This is a genomic window from Kribbella amoyensis (genome assembly GCF_007828865.1).
Lineage (GTDB): Bacteria > Actinomycetota > Actinomycetes > Propionibacteriales > Kribbellaceae > Kribbella > Kribbella amoyensis.
Window position 1 is genome coordinate 6,120,126 of the sequence record NZ_VIVK01000001.1, and the last position, 15,316, is coordinate 6,135,441.

A 15,316-nucleotide genomic window follows, 5' to 3' on the forward strand; every position below is an offset into this window, starting at 1 on the left:
TGGCCTGTCGAGACCACCGTGCCGGCCTCGTCCCCGGCAGAGACGCGGCCGGCGTGGACGCGCGTACGGCATGAACCTGAGAAGCCCCGAACCGCGCGGACGGTTCGGGGCTTCGACTCACTCATGACTTTCGGCTAGGCCGTGTAGATCGAGGCCCGGAGGTCCGCCGAGCTGTAGCCGGCATCGATGAAGAACATGCCGAAAACCTCGCCGACCTCGTACTCACCGTCTCCGTCGTAGTCGGCGCAGAGGCAGGCGTGGACCGTGCCGCGGGCCTGGACCGTGCCGTTGGTGTAGGTCGCGTACACGGGTCCACCGGAGTCGCCTGGCCGGACCTGGATCGCGTCGGTGAAGACCACGCCCGGATCAGCCGGCTCGCGTTCCCTGATGTAGCCGCCGCCACCACCGGAGGTCCGGCCGTAGAAGGCGATCGGGCTGTTGGTCAGGTTCGGTCCGGCGCCGGTCACGATGCGCTCCTCGACGCCACCCCGGAGCCAGATACTGGCGTTGAACGACGTGTTGGGTGCCGCCCGCAGCAGCAGGACGTCGTTGGTACCGGTCCCTGCCTGGGTCCGGGTGCCGAGTAGCCGAGTGCCGTTGAACCAGTCGATGTAGACGCTCGAGGGATCCTCGTAGCAGTGCCGCGCCGTGCTGCCGAGCACGGCACCGGTGTCCCAGCTCTTCCACGCGAACCCCGCGGTACACCGTGCCTTCTGGCCGAGTCCGTTCGTCGAGACGATGTGGTTCCCGCCCGTCCACCCACCGCGGTCGTCGGCCGGTGAACCAGCCATGGGGACGATCTCCGCGCGGACGACGGAGGTGAACGGCTTCACATCGTCGGGCAGCGCGGATTGCACCGCCGCCACATTGCCCTTCGCCACCACCACGAACCGACTCGGGTCGCGGTAGACGAACGTCACATCCTTCGCGTGGTCGCCGGCCCAGGTCGCCCGGCTCGCCCAGAGTCCCTTCATCTTCTGCTGCGCGACCGCCGCGCTGAACGCGTACTTGGCCGTCGCCTCGATCCGATTCGGCGCCACCGGCTCGGGCGTTCTCGCCGCCGCGGGCGACAGGGTCGCCGCAACCACTCCCGCCGCCAGCAGGCCTGCCAACATCCTCGATACGATCACTCACCGCTCCTCAGGCAGTCAGGACAGAACGCAGTCGGCCCAGACTCTAGGGACGCGTCCTGACGGCCAGAAGGCGTCGACAGAAACTTGCAGCTTCGTGCAAGCGATGAGGATGGGCTTGATCTTCAGCCCGTTGTCTGCGTCCTCAGTCGGTGGTTCGGCCGAGGACGTGGCGGAGGGTGTCTTCCAGGTGGGGACGGCGGTACTTGTGGCCGCGGGCGGTGAGGACGCGGGGTACGACGAGTTGGGAGGCTTGGGCCAGTTCTTCGGCGCCTTCGTCGCCCAGCAGGATGCGGGGACCGAGGTCGGGGACCTTGAGCAGGGCCGGCCGGTGGAGGACCCGGGCCAGGGTCGCGGTGTACTCGTCGTTGCGGACCGGGTCGGTTGCGACCGCGTTGACCGGGCCGGCGAGGTCCTGGTCGAAGATCGCCCGGTGGTAGATGTCGAGCAGGTCGTCGATGCCGATCCAGGACTGCCACTGCTTCCCGTCGCCGAGCGGACCGCCCAGCCCTGCCGCGAACAGGGGGTACTGCAGCTTCAGCGTGCCGCCCGCCGGCGTCTGTACCAGGCCGGTGCGCACCTGGACGACTCGGAGGCCGGCTTCGGCCGCGGGCTCGGTCGCCTCCTCCCACCCCTGGACGAGGCCGGCCAGGAAGCCTTCACCGGGCGGGCTGGTCTCGGTCAGCTCCTCGTCGCCGCGGTCCGGGCCGTAGTACCCGATCGCGGAGGCGCTCACGAACGAGGTCGGGCCGTCCTCGGTGCCGGCCGCGAGTTGCGCGAGCTTCCGGGTCGGTCCGAGCCTGGACGCTTCCAGCCGTCGACGATGCTCGTCCGTGAAGCGGCCCGCGATGGAGGCTCCCGCGAGATGGATGACCGCGTTGACTCCGCGCAACAAGGTCGGAGCCGGGTCCTCGGGATCCCAGTGCCGCTCCCCTGGTACCTCGGTGCGGTGGCGTACGAGCCGGACCACCTCGTGCCCGGAGGTACTCAGCAGGGCGGTCAGCTCGCGGCCGATCGTGCCGCTGCTGCCGGTCACCGCCACCGTCAACGGACGCATGCCTTCGGCCGTCGCCCGCTCGGCCGCGGCGAGGTCGTCGGCCAACTGCCGATGGCGGTACGCGAGCATCGACTTGAGGAGGAAGCCGGGGACGTTCGTGTCGATCCGATCCGTGACCCGGGTCCGGCCCGAATCCAGCGCCTCGAACTCGTGGTGGTGGCGCCAGCGGATCGCCCACCGCAGCGGTGCCGAGTCCAGCTGGTCGAGAAATCCGTCGGGCGACTCCGCATCGGTATGCCGCGCCACCCAGCGAAGGCCGAGCGGAAACCCGAGGACCGCGGTGCCGTCGGACAGGTCGTCCGCCTCCTGCTCGATCCGGATCGGCATCCAGGGCGGCGTCAGCCGGACGATCGCGCCCGGCCGTTCGTGCCAGGCGAGGACTCCGGCCCGTGGCGTGTCGACGATGCTGCTCCTGGTCAGGCCCATGGTCCGCTCCCTCTGTCGACGAGCTGCTCTGCACCACTTTTGCATAGGTTCGATCCTCGAGGGCACCAACGACCCGTCCGACTCGCAGACGGCCGAAGTTGTTCAGTCCTCGCGGAACCGCACGAACGTGAGAATCTTTTGTCCATGGCGTCACTCGGGTCCGCCCCGGACGACGTCTCGCGGGCCGCGACCGTGCTGCCGGTGGGGCGGGTCTCAGCCCTGCTCGGGATCCCGGCCGTCACCCTGCGCACCTGGGAGTCCCGGTACGGAATCGGGCCGTCGGCTCGGACGTCCGGCCTGCACCGGCGGTACACCGTGGCCGACGTGGACCGCCTGCGCCGGATGCAGGAGCTGATCGGACGCGGCCTGGCCGCCCGCGACGCGGCCGTGCTGATCGACCAGGACGCCGCCGGCCGACCGGACGCGGACGGCTCGGCGACGAACACCGAACTGTTGCTCTCGGCCACCGAATCGCTGCGCACCACCGAACTCGACGACCTGCTGCAGAACTGCTTGGACCAACGCGGCGCGGCGCAGACCTGGACCGAGGTGGTGGCCCCCGCCTTCCGCCGGCTCGAGGCCCGCTTCGCCGGTCAGGGCGACTGCACCGACCTCGAGTTGTTGCTGTCCCGCACCTTCGAGGCGACGATCGAGCGGTACGTCTATCGCCGCGGACTCCGGCCCAGCGGCGGCCGCCCGACGATCCTGGTGCACTGCCCTGAAGAGCGCCACACCCTGCCGTTGACGGTACTGCGCGCCGTCCTGCTCGAGCGGAGCCAGCCCGTACTGACCCTGGGCCCCGAGACGACCACCTTCGCCGTACGGGATTTCGTCCGGCGGGTGAATCCCGCGGCGGTGGTCCTCTGGGCAAGCATCACCCGCCCGGGTCAGGCGGAACTGCGGCGCCGAGTCGCTGACGGCGACCACCGGACGTACACCGCGGGTCCGGGCTGGCCACCTCACGCCGAGCCGTTCACGAACCTTTCCGAAGCCGCCGCGACGTTAACCGTCCGGCGAAGCGCCCGGCTGTTCTGACCCCGCGGCGCGGCCCCAAACTTATGCAGCCACGCTCCGCGCTTTACAGCGAATCCGCTCGCGTGCATAACTTGTGCGTAAGTTTACCGGACGAACTCAGCCGACCGGGAAGGCGGCGCGATGGCGGACAAGGAACTTCCGGCGACAGTCGGCTGGCTCGACCAAAGGCTCGGTGTCGCCAAGATCGGCAAGAAGAACCTGCGCAAGGTCTTCCCCGATCACTGGTCGTTCATGCTCGGCGAGATCGCGCTGTACAGCTTCGTCATCCTGCTGCTCAGCGGCGTCTTCCTGACCCTGTGGTTCAAGCCCTCGATGGCCGAGGTCGAGTACCAGGGGACGTACAGCCTGCTGAAGGGGCTGAAGATGTCCGAGGCGTACGAGTCGGCGCTCGCGATCTCGTTCGACATCCGCGGCGGCCTGCTGATGCGGCAGATCCACCACTGGGCCGCGATCCTCTTCACCGCGGCGATGAGCGTGCACCTGCTCCGGATCTTCTTAACCGGCGCGTTCCGCAAACCGCGCGAACTCAACTGGCTGATCGGGATCGGGATGCTGTTCCTCGGCGTCGTCGAGGGCTTCATCGGCTACGGCCTTCCCGACGACCTGCTGTCCGGCACGGGACTGCGGATCACCGAGGGCCTGGTCCTCGCCTCGCCGGTCATCGGTACCTGGCTGAGCTTCTTCATCTTCGGCGGCGAGTTCCCCGGCGACGACTTCGTGCCCAGGTTCTTCACCGTCCACGTGTTGCTGATCCCTGGGTTGTTGCTCGCGCTGATCACGGTTCACCTGATGCTGGTCGTGTACCACAAGCACACGCAGTTCCCCGGTCCCGGCCGGACCGAGAAGAACGTCGTCGGCTACCCGCTGATGCCGGTGTACATGGCGAAGGCGGGCGGCTTCTTCTTCGTCGTCTTCGGCGTCACCACGGTCCTCGGCGCGCTCCTGCAGATCAACCCGATCTGGTTGTACGGCCCGTACAACCCGGCGGAGGTGACCGCAGGCTCGCAACCCGACTGGTACATGGGCTGGCTCGACGGGGCAGTGCGGCTGATGCCGGGGCTCGAGTCCTCGTTCGCCGGGGCGACCATCAGCTGGAACATCCTGCTGCCCGCGCTCCTGGTTCCACCGCTGTTCATCACGTCCGTTGCCCTCTACCCCTTTATCGAGCAGTGGATCACCGGTGACCAGCGCGAGCACCACCTGCTGGACCGGCCGCGCAACATGCCGACCCGGACCGGCATCGGCGCCGGGATGATCACCTTCTACGGCGTGCTCTGGCTGAACAGCGGCAACGACCTGCTCGCCACCCACTTCCACACCTCGATCAACACGATCACGTGGATCTGCCGCATCCTGATCTTCGCCGGCCCGGTGCTCGCGTTCTGGGTGACCCGGCGGATCGCGATCTCGCTGCAGCGCGCCGACAAGGAGCGGCTGCTGCACGGCCTGGAAACCGGCGTCATCGTCCGCCGCCCCGACGGCGAGTACGTCGAAGCCCACAGCCCGATCTCGAAGTACGAGGCCTACGAACTGACCGCCCGCCCCCGCCTCGAACCCCTGGACCCAGCACCGGAAACCGACGAGAACGGCGTAGCCAACCCCCGCCGCCACCGCCTCCGCGCCGCCCTCTCGAGGTTCTACTTCGCCGACGCCGTCCAGAAACCAACAGCCGACGAACTGGAACCCACGGACCGCGAACTCACCTCCTCCCGAGACCACTGATCCTGAAACCGCCCGCGGCATTCACAGCGCGGAGGACCCGACGAGCTGCCCCAGACCGAACGTGACTGCCATCGCGAGCGCGCCACCCAGCACCAGCCTCAGGACAGCCCGGGTCTTCCGAGCCTGACCCAGGTACGCGCTGAGCACACCAGTACCGGCGAGGGCCAGCAGTACGACGCCGAAAGTCACCGGCACCCGGATCGCGGCCGGTGGAAGCAGGATCGCGATCACCGGGAGCAACGCGCCCACGGTGAACGCCAGCGCGGAGGCACCGGCCGCATGCCAGGGATTGGTCAGCTCCTCGGGGTTGATGCCCAACTCCGCTTCGGCGTGTGCCACCAGGGCATCCCGTTCGGTCAGCTCGGTCGCCACCAACTCGGCCGTCTGCGGACGCAGGCCCTTGCTCACGTAGATGGCCGTCAACTCGGCCAGCTCGTCGGTGGGTGACGCGGCAAGTTCAGCCCGCTCCTTGGCCAGCAGGGACCGTTCGGTGTCGCGCTGGCTGCTCACCGAGACGTACTCCCCCAGCGCCATCGACACCGCTCCCGCGGTCACCCCAGCCACCGCAGCCGTCAGGATCGCGGTCGCCGACGTGGTCGCGCCGGCCACGCCGACCACCAGTCCCGCGGTCGAGACGATGCCGTCGTTCGCACCCAGTACCCCAGCCCGAAGCCAGTTCAGCCGACCAGCCAGATTCCCCCGATGCGGCTCACCAGAATGCCGCGCAGGCACCACCTCAAAACCAGACATCTCGACCGACCTCCGAATCAGCGGCATGGAACTGACTCGCCCATGCTTTCCACGAAGAACCTCGGCCCACAGAGGCGAGCGACCCGCTCCGATCGCCGGAGGTCCCATGGCCCGCGGTCGGGGTACATTCCGGGTCGGCGTCGACAATCGAGGAGACAGATGAGCGACCGCGGCGAGTCCTCCAAGATCGGCTCAGAGGTGCTGGGGGCGGCGGCCGCAGCGGCGGCCGGCGCGGTCTTGGGCGGCCCGATCGGAGGTGTCGTCGGCGCCGGCGCCGCTCCGGCGACGGCCGCGTTGATCCGCAAGGTCTGGGGCGAGCTCATCGGCTTTCGTGAGACCAACGTCGAGCACCTGCTCACCCGGACGGCGGCTTTGGACGGGATCGAACCGGAAGAGATCCTGGCGGCCGCACAAGCCGATCCGAAGGTCTGGCAGTTGCTGCAGGCGAGCCTGCTCGCCGCCTCCGAGGCGCTGGATCGGGAGAAGATCGAGGGCCTCGCCCGCTGCCTGGCCAACGGCATCGACGACGCGGCGAGAGTCGATGCCGAGGCGCTGATCGTCCGCTCGCTCGCCGATCTGGATCCGGTCCACGTCCGGGTCCTGGCCGCGCTCGACCGGCGGCCGATGAGAGCGCTGCACATTCACCGGTTCGTGGCCGGCGACGACTCCCGGCAGGCACAGCCGGATCTGTCCCGCGCGGTCCTGCCCGTGCTCGAGCGCAACGGCCTCGTCGTGCAGAGCGAAGGGGCCCTCACCCCCGACGAAGAGGAAACCGAGTACTACCGGGAGCGCTCGACCCGCGCGTACTTCCCGCCGGCGCCGACAGCCGCGGAACTGATCGAGTTCAGTTGTTCGGAGTTCGGGCGGGAATGTCTTCGGCGTCTCGGACACAGTTCGTAGGCAACGACGTCCGGCGCCGGAGGCCCGCTCACCCAACCAGGTGCTCAGAGCCCTAGCGGAGGTTGGTCGGGGAGGCTCCTGGGCCGGCGGTGAGGTCGTCTTGGGCTATTGCCCGGTAGCGGGAGGGTGCTGTGCCTTCGGTGGCTGTGAAGACCCGGCTGAAGTAGAAGGCGTCGGGGAAGCCTGCTCGGCGGGCGACGGTGGCGATCGGGAGCTCGGTGTCGCGAAGGAGTTGGCGGGCGATGCCGAGGCGGTAGCGCTGGAGGAAGCGGGACGGGGGTTGGCCGGTGGCTCGGCGGAACATGCGGCGGAGGTGTTCCGGGCTGACGTGGCCCACCTCGGCGAGGTCACGGGTGGTCAGGTCCTGCTCGTAGTTCTGCCGGATGTGGTCGATCGCGGCGGCGACGGCGGGTGGCAGGGTCTCGCCCGCGTCGGTGATCACCGACTTCGCGTCGGACCGCAGCAGCCGCCCCAACGCGCCGGCCATCGATGCGTTCGCGATGATCCGGCCGCCGGGCCGGCGTTGCTCGAGTTCGTCCGCGGTGTCCTGGACGTCGGCGACGATGCGGTCCCATCCCTTGGCCGCGCAGCCGATCAGCAGGGTCGGCGGCCAGAGGTCGGCGCGCGGCTCGCCACGGTCGTACGCCATGAAGTGCGCGACGTACGTCCGCAGCGGCGGCGCGCCGTACTCGGCCTGCTGGGCGACCTTCGGCGGGATCAGGATCGCCGACCGCGGACCGACCTCGGTGGCGGCGAGTGAGCCGAGTCGGAACTTCATCGAGCCGGCCGTGACGACCCAGAGTTGGTAGTGCGGCATCGACCGCGGCGGCAACCGCCAGCTGGACGCGCAGTGGAACAAGGCCGCCGCGTGCACGGTCAGCGAAAGTCCCGCACCGTCGTCGTCAGTCCCCACCCGAAGACTCCCGTCGTCATTGGCCGGTCTTCAGTGTCAGGGCGCGACGACCGGGTACTCGGGCGGCTCCTCCGCGCCGACGTGGCGGTGTTCGGCGCCGAAGTAGCTCATCGTGATCGCCCGCCGTGACTTGCCGGAGGTGTTGGCCGCCGTAGCGTGGACGACCAGGCTGTGGAAGAACAGCCCGGAGCCGCGGCGCATCGGTACCGGAACCACCGCGTCCAGATCGTAGTGGGACTCCGGGATGACGTAGTCGTCCAGGGTCGACTCGTGCGGCAGACCACCGCCCGCATGACTCCCGGGGACGACGAGCATGCAGCCGTTCTCGATCGTGGCGTCGTCGAGCGGCAACCAGCACGACCACAGCGACATCGGCTGGATCGGCCAGTACGGCGAGTCCTGGTGGAAGCCCTTCTCGGACCCGACCTTGCCCGGCTTCATCAGGGCGTCGGCCCGGTACAACCAGAGCTGCTCGCCCAGGATGGACTGGATCCGACCGACGACCGACGGCCGGGTGATCAGCTCCCGCCGGATCAGCTCGTCGTCCCACAACCCGCCCACCTTGCGGACGTCCTGGCCCGGCGCGACCTCCTGGCCGGACCGCACCAGGGCGGGCTCGCGCTGGACCTGCAGGCGGCCGCTCGCCTGCCGATCGCCCCGCGCGTACTCGAGCAGCCGCTCACCGATCTCCTCGCACTCGGCGGGCGTCAGCAGGTCCTCGATCAGGACGTACCCGCGCTGCAGGGTCTCCGGATCACCGATCTCGGTCACAGTCATCGGAACAACCACTCCTCAGGTCGGGAACTCGTGAACCCACCCTGCCAGCGGCCCGACCCCGATCGACATGGACTGCACAATCCAGCCCCTGGACATCCCGGCGAGGGGTGTCTGTACGGCTTACCGCTGGTTGCCGTTCCATCTCGGGGCGACTTGCTTCCATTCGTCGGCCCAGCTCTCGGCTCGGTGGCGGTCGAGCGGGAACCTTGCCGCGAGGAAGGCGCCGTACAGCAGCAGCCAGAGGAGCATGACCGTCACCAGGCCGGCCACGTCCCCGATCATGCCGCTGTCCGCACTCGACCTCGGCGAGGCAACGACCCGGTCGCTCCGGTCGAGCCAGAGCGTCAGCTCAGTCCCTCGATCGGTGCCGACCACGACATCGGTCCAGGTTTCGTGGCTGACGCCGGTAGCGTCCAGCCAGCCGACGCGAACCCGCGAGGTCACCTGCCCCGGCGCGAGGCCGATCGCCGACACCGTCGGCTCCAACGTTCGGGCCTGGACCGGATGGAGGAGTGCTCGCTGCCGAGCGGCAGCTGCTTCGCTCCGGTCCCGCACCACCGAGCCGACGCCGCCCGCGACCGGGATCGAGAAGAGCGACAGCAGCAGCGTGACGATCAGCAGCGCCGACTCGACGCGGTCGACGCGGCGCCGGAGCGGGTTGCGTCCGAAGGCGAGCCTGCGCGCCTGGATCACGACCCATTGCTCGGCGTACCTGGGCTTGTCCCGCATCCTCGTCCTCCTTCCACCAGCCGCTGCCGCAACGAGCCCAGTAGCCGGTCAGATGAAGAGCAACTGGGCACCCTCGGTCTTCTCGACGAAGTCGGCCGCGCTGATGATGCCTTCCACGGCGCCGTACAGGTCGTCCAGGTCGAGGTCCATCATGTCGGCGGACAACCGGCACGCCCACAGATGTCCGCCGGACGCCACGATCTGGTCGAGGAACTCCGGCACGTCGGGCACGCCGGCCTCGTGGATCTGCCGGCGCAGCTGATGGGTGGCCAGTCCGGTCATCCCGGGCAGTCCGCCGAGTCCCTGCGGCAGATGGGTCGCGGTGTTGCCCAGGAGGGTGAACTTCAGGTCCTTCATCCTCGACTTGGTGATCATGTCGAAGCCCCAGAACGTGAAGAACAGATGGGTCTCCACGCCCTCACCCAACGCGGCGTTCGCGAGGATCAGTCCCGGGTAGGCCATGTCCAGGGTCCCCTTGGAGCAGATGATCGCGAGCTTCCGGCCGGTCGTGGCGCTGTCGCCGAAGTCCGGCACCAACGTGGCGAACTCGTCGGTGGTGGTCATGATTTCCTCCTGTCAGACACAGCCCCGTGGTTTCGGCAGTCCTGCCACGTAGGCCATCTTCTTGGCCGGCTTGCCGGGGAACAGGGTGAACAGCCGCTTGATCGGCGTCCCCGTGGCCAGGGCCACCCGGCGCAGGGTCGGCGTCTCACCGTGGTCCGCGAAGTCGGTGCGCAGGAAGCGGATCAGCTCTCGGTGTTCGTCGGTGAGCGTGATCCCGATCGCGGCGGCCAACTGCTCGGCCAGGTTCTCGTCCCACTCCGCGTACTCGGTGAGAAAACCCTCGGCGTCGACCTGTACTCGACTCGTTCCGATCGTCGTCACAGGCATGATCAGTCCTCCCGGCTGACTCGTCGCTTGCCCCGCAGGGACAGCTGATTCGGTACGGGCATCCGCCGGCCCGGCAACAGCAGGTGCCAGTAGACCGACTGGAAGGCCAGCTTGGCCCAGTGATTGCGGGCGGTTTCGTGGAGCAGGCTCAGCGGCCCGATCCGTGGCACCGGGTACTCCCCGGGCAGTGGTTCGACGTCGTAGTTGAAGTCGATCAGCAGGCCCTTGCCGTCGCCGGTCTCGACGAAGCAGTTCGCGTGCCCGTCGAAGCTCGCCCGCAGCGGCCGGCCGTGCACGAGGTCGTCGAGGTTCTCGGCCAGCACCTCGGCGGAGAAGTGCGCGACCGATCCCGCCTTCGAGGTCGGCAGGTCGTTCGCGTCGCCGATCGCGAAGATCTCCGGGTGGCCGGTGGCCTGCAGCGTGTGCCGGTCGACCGGCACGTAGTTCAGCTCGTCCCCCAGCCCCGAGCGGGCGACGAAGTCGGCCCCCAGGTTCAGCGGCACGGTGACCAGGAGGTCGAACGGGACTTCGCGCTCGTCGTACGACACCAGCGTCTTGCGCTCGGCATCGACGCGCTCCACCAGGAAATCCGTCTCCAGCTCGATCTTCCGCTCGGTCAACAGGTGCCCGAGGGCCGCCGAAGCGACCGGCTTGGTGAAAGCTCCCGACAGCGGGGTCGCGTACACGAGCTCGATCCGATCGCGCAGCCCGCGCTCGCGGAACCGGGCTTCGGCCAGGAAGGCGAACTCCAAAGGCGCCACCGGGCACTTGATCGGCTGATCGACCACGTGCACCACGAGGCGTCCTCGGTCGAAATCCGCCAGGGCCTGCCGCAGGGCGACCGCCCCGTCGGCGGTGTAGAAGTCGAAGATGCTGCGACGCCATTGCGGTCCGAGCATCCCCGGCGTCTGGTCCGGCCGCGGGCTCGTCCCCGTGGCGATCACCAGATAGTCGTAGCCGATGACGCGACCGTCGGTGAGCAGCACGACCCGCAGCTCCGGCTGAACCACCTCGACCTCACCCAGAAACAGCCGCACCCCGCGCCGCAGGAAGCTGCGCCGGCTTCGCGTCAGCGCTTCCGGCGGCTCTGCTCCGAACGGCACGAACAACAGACCCGGTTGGTACAAGTGGTGGTCGTCGCGATCCACCACGGTGATCTGCCACTCGCTCATCGGGAACCGGCGACGCAGCTTGTTCGCGACGATCGTGCCGGCCGTCCCCGCACCCAGGATCACCAACCGCTTCATCTGCGCTCCCCCTTGCTCTCACCTCCAGCACAGCCGTCCGCGACCACGTCCCCAAGGGCCGTTGAGAACGTGTTCTCCAGGCCCTTCGGCCTCCGTCCGCCCGCCAGAAGCCAGGTCGTCCGACCGCCGCTCCGGACCCCTCACTCACTCGGATGCTGCGCGAGGATCTCCTTCAGCGCGTCGACGAAACGCAACGACTCGTCGTACCCGCGCTGCCAGACGTTGCGGCCGTAGATGAGGCCGAGGCCACCGGCTTCAATCGCCAGCCGCGCCTTGGTGAGCATGGCGTCGTCACCGGCCTTCTCCCCACCGGAGACCAGGACCAGCGTCCGATTGGCCGAGCGCACCACACCGTCGATCGCCTGCGCCGGGCTGAACTCCGCCCGGTAGGCGGACTTCACGTCCGACGTCTTCTCGGGATGCGGGAAGTTCACCTTCACCACGTCGGCACCCAGCTCGCTCGCCACGCGCGCCGCGTAGTCCACCGCGTAGAAGGAGTCCTTGCCGCCCTTCGCCTCGATCGCCGCACCCCTGGGATACGCCCAGACGATCAAGGGCATCCCGAGGCGGTGAGCGTCGGCACGGATCTGCCGGTACTGCGCGAAGTCGCGCTCCTGCGCGGGACTACCGACGTACAAGGTGTAGCCCACCGCGTCGGCGCCGAGACGGACGGCGTCTTCCACACTCGCGTGGACCGGGGACAACGCCTCCGCGTCGGAGGGGATGTCGGTCTTGCCGTTCAGCTTGAGGATCAACGGCACCTCGCCCGCGTAGTCCCAGTAGAACTTCTCCGCCAAGCCGATCTGGACCGCGATCCCGTTGAAGCCACCGGTCACCGCGAGCCGCACGATGTACGCCGGGTCGGACGCTTGCGGATTGGCGAAGAAGTCCCGCGGTCCGTGTTCGAGACCCTGGTCGTACGGCAGGAAGATCGCGGTCCCGTTCTTCAGCCCGTGCCGGAACAGGATCCGGCGGAGCCTCGTCTTCTTCCCACTGTTCAGCCCCAGCTCTCCCAAGGGCGGCCGTGTCTGCATACTGATCACCTCTTCCGGTCGGTGGGATGCACCGGCCCTTCGCCGTAGGTCCCTGCTCAGGACCGCTCGGGGAACATCTCGATCGCTCCGCTCGGGCATTCGGCCGCACACAACCCGCAGCCTTTGCAGAAGTCGAGGTCGATCTCGTAGCGGCCGTCGCCGAGCTTGATCACCGCGTTGTCCGGACAGACGCCGAAGCAGTTGTCGCACTCCAGGCAGTTGCCGCAGGACATGCACCGGCGGGCCTCGAACAGTGCCGTGGATTCGTCGAGCCCACCGGTCACCTCGTCGAACGTCGTGATCCGGCGGGCGGACTCCAGCCGCGGCCGGACGGTCGCCGGCGCGTCGGAGAAGTACCAGGTGTTCAACCGGTCGAACGTCGCCGGTGCGTGCCGGGGTGGCCGCTCGAACGAGGTTCCCCGCAGCCAGGCGTCGATGTTCCTCGCCGCCTTCTTCCCGTGGCCCACCGCCACCGTGACGGTCCGTTCGTCCGGCACCATGTCGCCGCCTGCGAACAGTCCCGGACGTCCGGTCATCAGGTTCGCGCCGACCTCGACCACCCCGTCCGTGACGGTCACGCCCGGCACGCCGGCCAGCAACGTCAGGTCGGACGACTGTCCGAGGGCGAGCACCACCGTGTCCGTGTCCAGTTCCTCGAACTCACCGGTCGGCTGCGGGAAGCCGGTGGCGTCGAGCCGCATCTTCTCGATCGTGATCCGGCCGGCGTCCGCGGCCGTGATCGTGGACAGCCACCGCATCCGGACGCCTTCCTCCAGCGCCTCGGTCACCTCGATCGGATGAGCCGGCATCCGGTCCTCGGTCCGGCGGTAGATCACCACCGCGTCGGTCGCGCCCAGACGGCGGGCCGTCCGTGCCACGTCCATGGCCGTGTTGCCGCCGCCGTACACCGCGACTCTTCGACCGAGCAGTGGCCGCTCCCCCTCCTCCAGGCCGGAAAGCAGCGACACCGCGTCAAGAATGCGTGCGGAGTCTCCGGCCGGGATCTCCGCGCGCCGCCCGATATGCGCACCAACCGCGAGGAAGACGGCATCGAACTCGTCCAGTGGACCAGCGAGCTCCGTGACCGCCGTGCCGAGCTCCAGCCGCACACCCAGGTCCACGATGCGCTGGATCTCCGCGTCCACCACGTCCCGCGGTAGCCGGTACCGCGGGATCCCGTACCGCATCATCCCGCCGGCGGCCTTGGCGCTGTCGCGGACGGTCACCTCATGCCCCAGGAGCCTGAGGTGGTAGGCGGCCGAGAGCCCGGACGGCCCGGCGCCGACGACGAGCACCCGCTTGCCGGTAGGCGCCACGGCGGACTCGATCGACCAGTTCTGCGCGATCGCTTCGTCACCGAGGAACCTCTCGACCGAGTTGATCCCGACTGCCTCGTCGAGGACGGCCCGGTTGCAGGCCGTCTCGCACGGCCGGTAGCAGACTCGCCCCATCACAGCCGGGAACGGGTTGTCGGCCATGATCTGGCGCCAGGCGGCCTCGTAGCCGGCCTCCTCAGCGGACGAGAGCCACTGCTGAATGTTCTCGCCGGCTGGGCAGGCGTGGTTGCACGGTGGCATCCGGTCGACGTACTTCGGTACCTCGGTCCGCCAGGAGCCCGTCTTGTTGGCCAGGCTCGAGCCAGGATCGAGCGAGATCGCGAACGGAACCGACTGGTGTTGCCGCGATTCCGGCATTCAGCTCACCTCCTCGGGGTCGACCAGGCCGAAGGTCCGGACCGTACGGTCCGCCTCCGCCTGAAGCTTGCCGATGATGTCCGAACGCGGCGTCTCACCGAACAGATGCGCGAACCGGCCCTGCGGTCTCAGGTACTCCGTCACGGGCAGCCGCCTGCGGATCTTCGTGACGCCGACGACCTCTCCGTCCACGGCCTCGAAGACCGGGAACATCCCCGTCTCGGTCGCCAGCCTGGCCACCCGGATCGTCTCGTGCGGCCCCGTCCGCCAGCCGAGTGGGCAGGGCACCAGCACATGCAGGTAGCGCGCTCCCCGGAACTCCATCGCCCGCGTCGCCTTGTACTCGAGGTCGCGCAGGTCCGCCACGGTCGCCGTCGCGACGTACGGGATCCTGTGCGCCATCGCGATCAGCGGCAGGCTCTTGCCCTGGCCGAAGCTGTTGCCCGGATCCGGGCCCACCGCCGGTGTGGTGGTTGTCGCCGCGCCGTGCGGCGTCGCGCCGGATCTCTGCACGCCGGTGTTCATGTAGCCACCGTTGTCGTAGCAGATGTAAAGCACGTCGTCGTTCCGCTCGAACATCCCCGACAGGCAGGCGAGGCCGATGTCGACGGTGCCCCCGTCGCCCCCTTGACCGACGACCCGGACGTCTCGCCGGCCCTTGGCCCTGAGCGCACTCGCGACACCGGTCGCGACCGCCGGGGCGTTGCCGAACAACGAGTGCAGCCAGGGGATCTGCCAGGACGTCTCCGGGTAGGGTGTCGAGAAGACCTCGAGGCAGCCGGTCGCGTTCACCGCCACCATCTGGTGGCCGGTGGCACGCATCACGGCGTCGAGCACGTACCTCGCGCCCAGCGCCTCGCCGCAGCCCCGGCAGGCCCGATGACCGGAGTTCAACGAGTTCGTCCGCCGGGTGTCGGACTGGACCGAGCGCTGGTCCGGGTCGAGCAGCCGGTTCCCGACGACGAAGCTGCCGGTCTGGTAGAAGCGAATCCGTTGCTGTCCCATCGTCGG

15 protein-coding genes are annotated in these 15,316 nt (G+C 68.8%); 3 read left to right on the plus strand and 12 right to left on the minus strand.

Annotated features, from left to right (window positions below; genetic code table 11):
• Positions 1-134: 134 nt before the first annotated feature.
• Both FB561_RS28550 and FB561_RS28555 read right to left on the minus strand, forming a co-directional pair.
• Positions 135-1,115, minus strand: coding sequence for a chymotrypsin family serine protease (locus tag FB561_RS28550; RefSeq protein ID WP_170284793.1), 981 nt, complete (start codon positions 1,113-1,115; stop codon positions 135-137).
• Between the two features lie 160 nt (positions 1,116-1,275).
• Positions 1,276-2,613, minus strand: a complete 1,338-nt coding sequence (locus tag FB561_RS28555) for a TIGR01777 family oxidoreductase (protein ID WP_145812028.1) — start codon at positions 2,611-2,613, stop codon at positions 1,276-1,278.
• A gap of 144 nt (positions 2,614-2,757) precedes the next feature.
• Here FB561_RS28555 and FB561_RS28560 point away from each other — a divergent pair, with 144 nt between their 5' ends.
• Positions 2,758-3,648, plus strand: a complete 891-nt coding sequence (locus tag FB561_RS28560; protein WP_145812031.1) for a MerR family transcriptional regulator — start codon at positions 2,758-2,760, stop codon at positions 3,646-3,648.
• Between the two features lie 120 nt (positions 3,649-3,768).
• Entirely contained in the window at positions 3,769-5,370 is a 1,602-nt protein-coding gene (qcrB, locus tag FB561_RS28565) for a cytochrome bc1 complex cytochrome b subunit (protein WP_145812033.1), read from the plus strand.
• Between the two features lie 21 nt (positions 5,371-5,391).
• On the opposite strand, the gene FB561_RS28570 is transcribed toward qcrB, so the two are convergent.
• Entirely contained in the window at positions 5,392-6,120 is a 729-nt protein-coding gene (locus FB561_RS28570) for a VIT1/CCC1 transporter family protein (protein WP_145812035.1), read from the minus strand.
• A gap of 159 nt (positions 6,121-6,279) precedes the next feature.
• Between FB561_RS28570 and FB561_RS28575 the strand changes: the two genes are divergently transcribed.
• Positions 6,280-7,020 (plus strand): hypothetical protein, encoded by a 741-nt coding sequence (locus FB561_RS28575; protein WP_145812037.1) that lies wholly within the window; start codon positions 6,280-6,282, stop codon positions 7,018-7,020.
• A gap of 52 nt (positions 7,021-7,072) precedes the next feature.
• Here FB561_RS28575 and FB561_RS28580 read toward each other — a convergent pair whose 3' ends face one another.
• From FB561_RS28580 to FB561_RS28620, 9 genes are all read right to left on the minus strand, one after another.
• Positions 7,073-7,933 carry a helix-turn-helix domain-containing protein gene (locus tag FB561_RS28580; RefSeq protein ID WP_145812039.1) on the minus strand — a complete coding sequence of 287 codons (861 nt, stop codon included), beginning with the start codon at positions 7,931-7,933 and terminating at the stop codon, positions 7,073-7,075.
• Positions 7,934-7,969: 36 nt separating this feature from the next.
• Complete coding sequence (locus tag FB561_RS28585) at positions 7,970-8,710, minus strand: phytanoyl-CoA dioxygenase family protein (RefSeq protein ID WP_145812041.1); 741 nt, start codon at positions 8,708-8,710, stop codon at positions 7,970-7,972.
• 120 nt (positions 8,711-8,830) lie between these two features.
• Entirely contained in the window at positions 8,831-9,439 is a 609-nt protein-coding gene (locus tag FB561_RS28590; protein WP_145812043.1) for an Rv1733c family protein, read from the minus strand.
• Between the two features lie 48 nt (positions 9,440-9,487).
• A complete protein-coding gene (locus tag FB561_RS28595; RefSeq protein ID WP_145812044.1) occupies positions 9,488-10,003 on the minus strand; it encodes a DsrE/DsrF/DrsH-like family protein in 516 nt (171 codons plus the stop codon).
• A gap of 12 nt (positions 10,004-10,015) precedes the next feature.
• Positions 10,016-10,330: a TusE/DsrC/DsvC family sulfur relay protein gene (locus FB561_RS28600; protein ID WP_145812046.1), complete on the minus strand. Its 315-nt coding sequence runs from the start codon at positions 10,328-10,330 to the stop codon at positions 10,016-10,018.
• 2 nt (positions 10,331-10,332) lie between these two features.
• Positions 10,333-11,577 carry a type III sulfide quinone reductase, selenoprotein subtype gene (gene sqr / locus FB561_RS28605; RefSeq protein WP_145812048.1) on the minus strand — a complete coding sequence of 415 codons (1,245 nt, stop codon included), beginning with the start codon at positions 11,575-11,577 and terminating at the stop codon, positions 10,333-10,335.
• A gap of 140 nt (positions 11,578-11,717) precedes the next feature.
• Positions 11,718-12,611, minus strand: a complete 894-nt coding sequence (locus FB561_RS28610; RefSeq protein ID WP_145812050.1) for a class I fructose-bisphosphate aldolase — start codon at positions 12,609-12,611, stop codon at positions 11,718-11,720.
• Positions 12,612-12,667: 56 nt separating this feature from the next.
• Positions 12,668-14,305 (minus strand): NAD(P)-binding protein, encoded by a 1,638-nt coding sequence (locus tag FB561_RS28615; protein ID WP_145812052.1) that lies wholly within the window; start codon positions 14,303-14,305, stop codon positions 12,668-12,670.
• Positions 14,306-15,310, minus strand: coding sequence for a thiamine pyrophosphate-dependent enzyme (locus FB561_RS28620; RefSeq protein ID WP_145812055.1), 1,005 nt, complete (start codon positions 15,308-15,310; stop codon positions 14,306-14,308). It abuts the gene before it with no gap.
• Between the last annotated feature and the right edge of the window lie 6 nt (positions 15,311-15,316).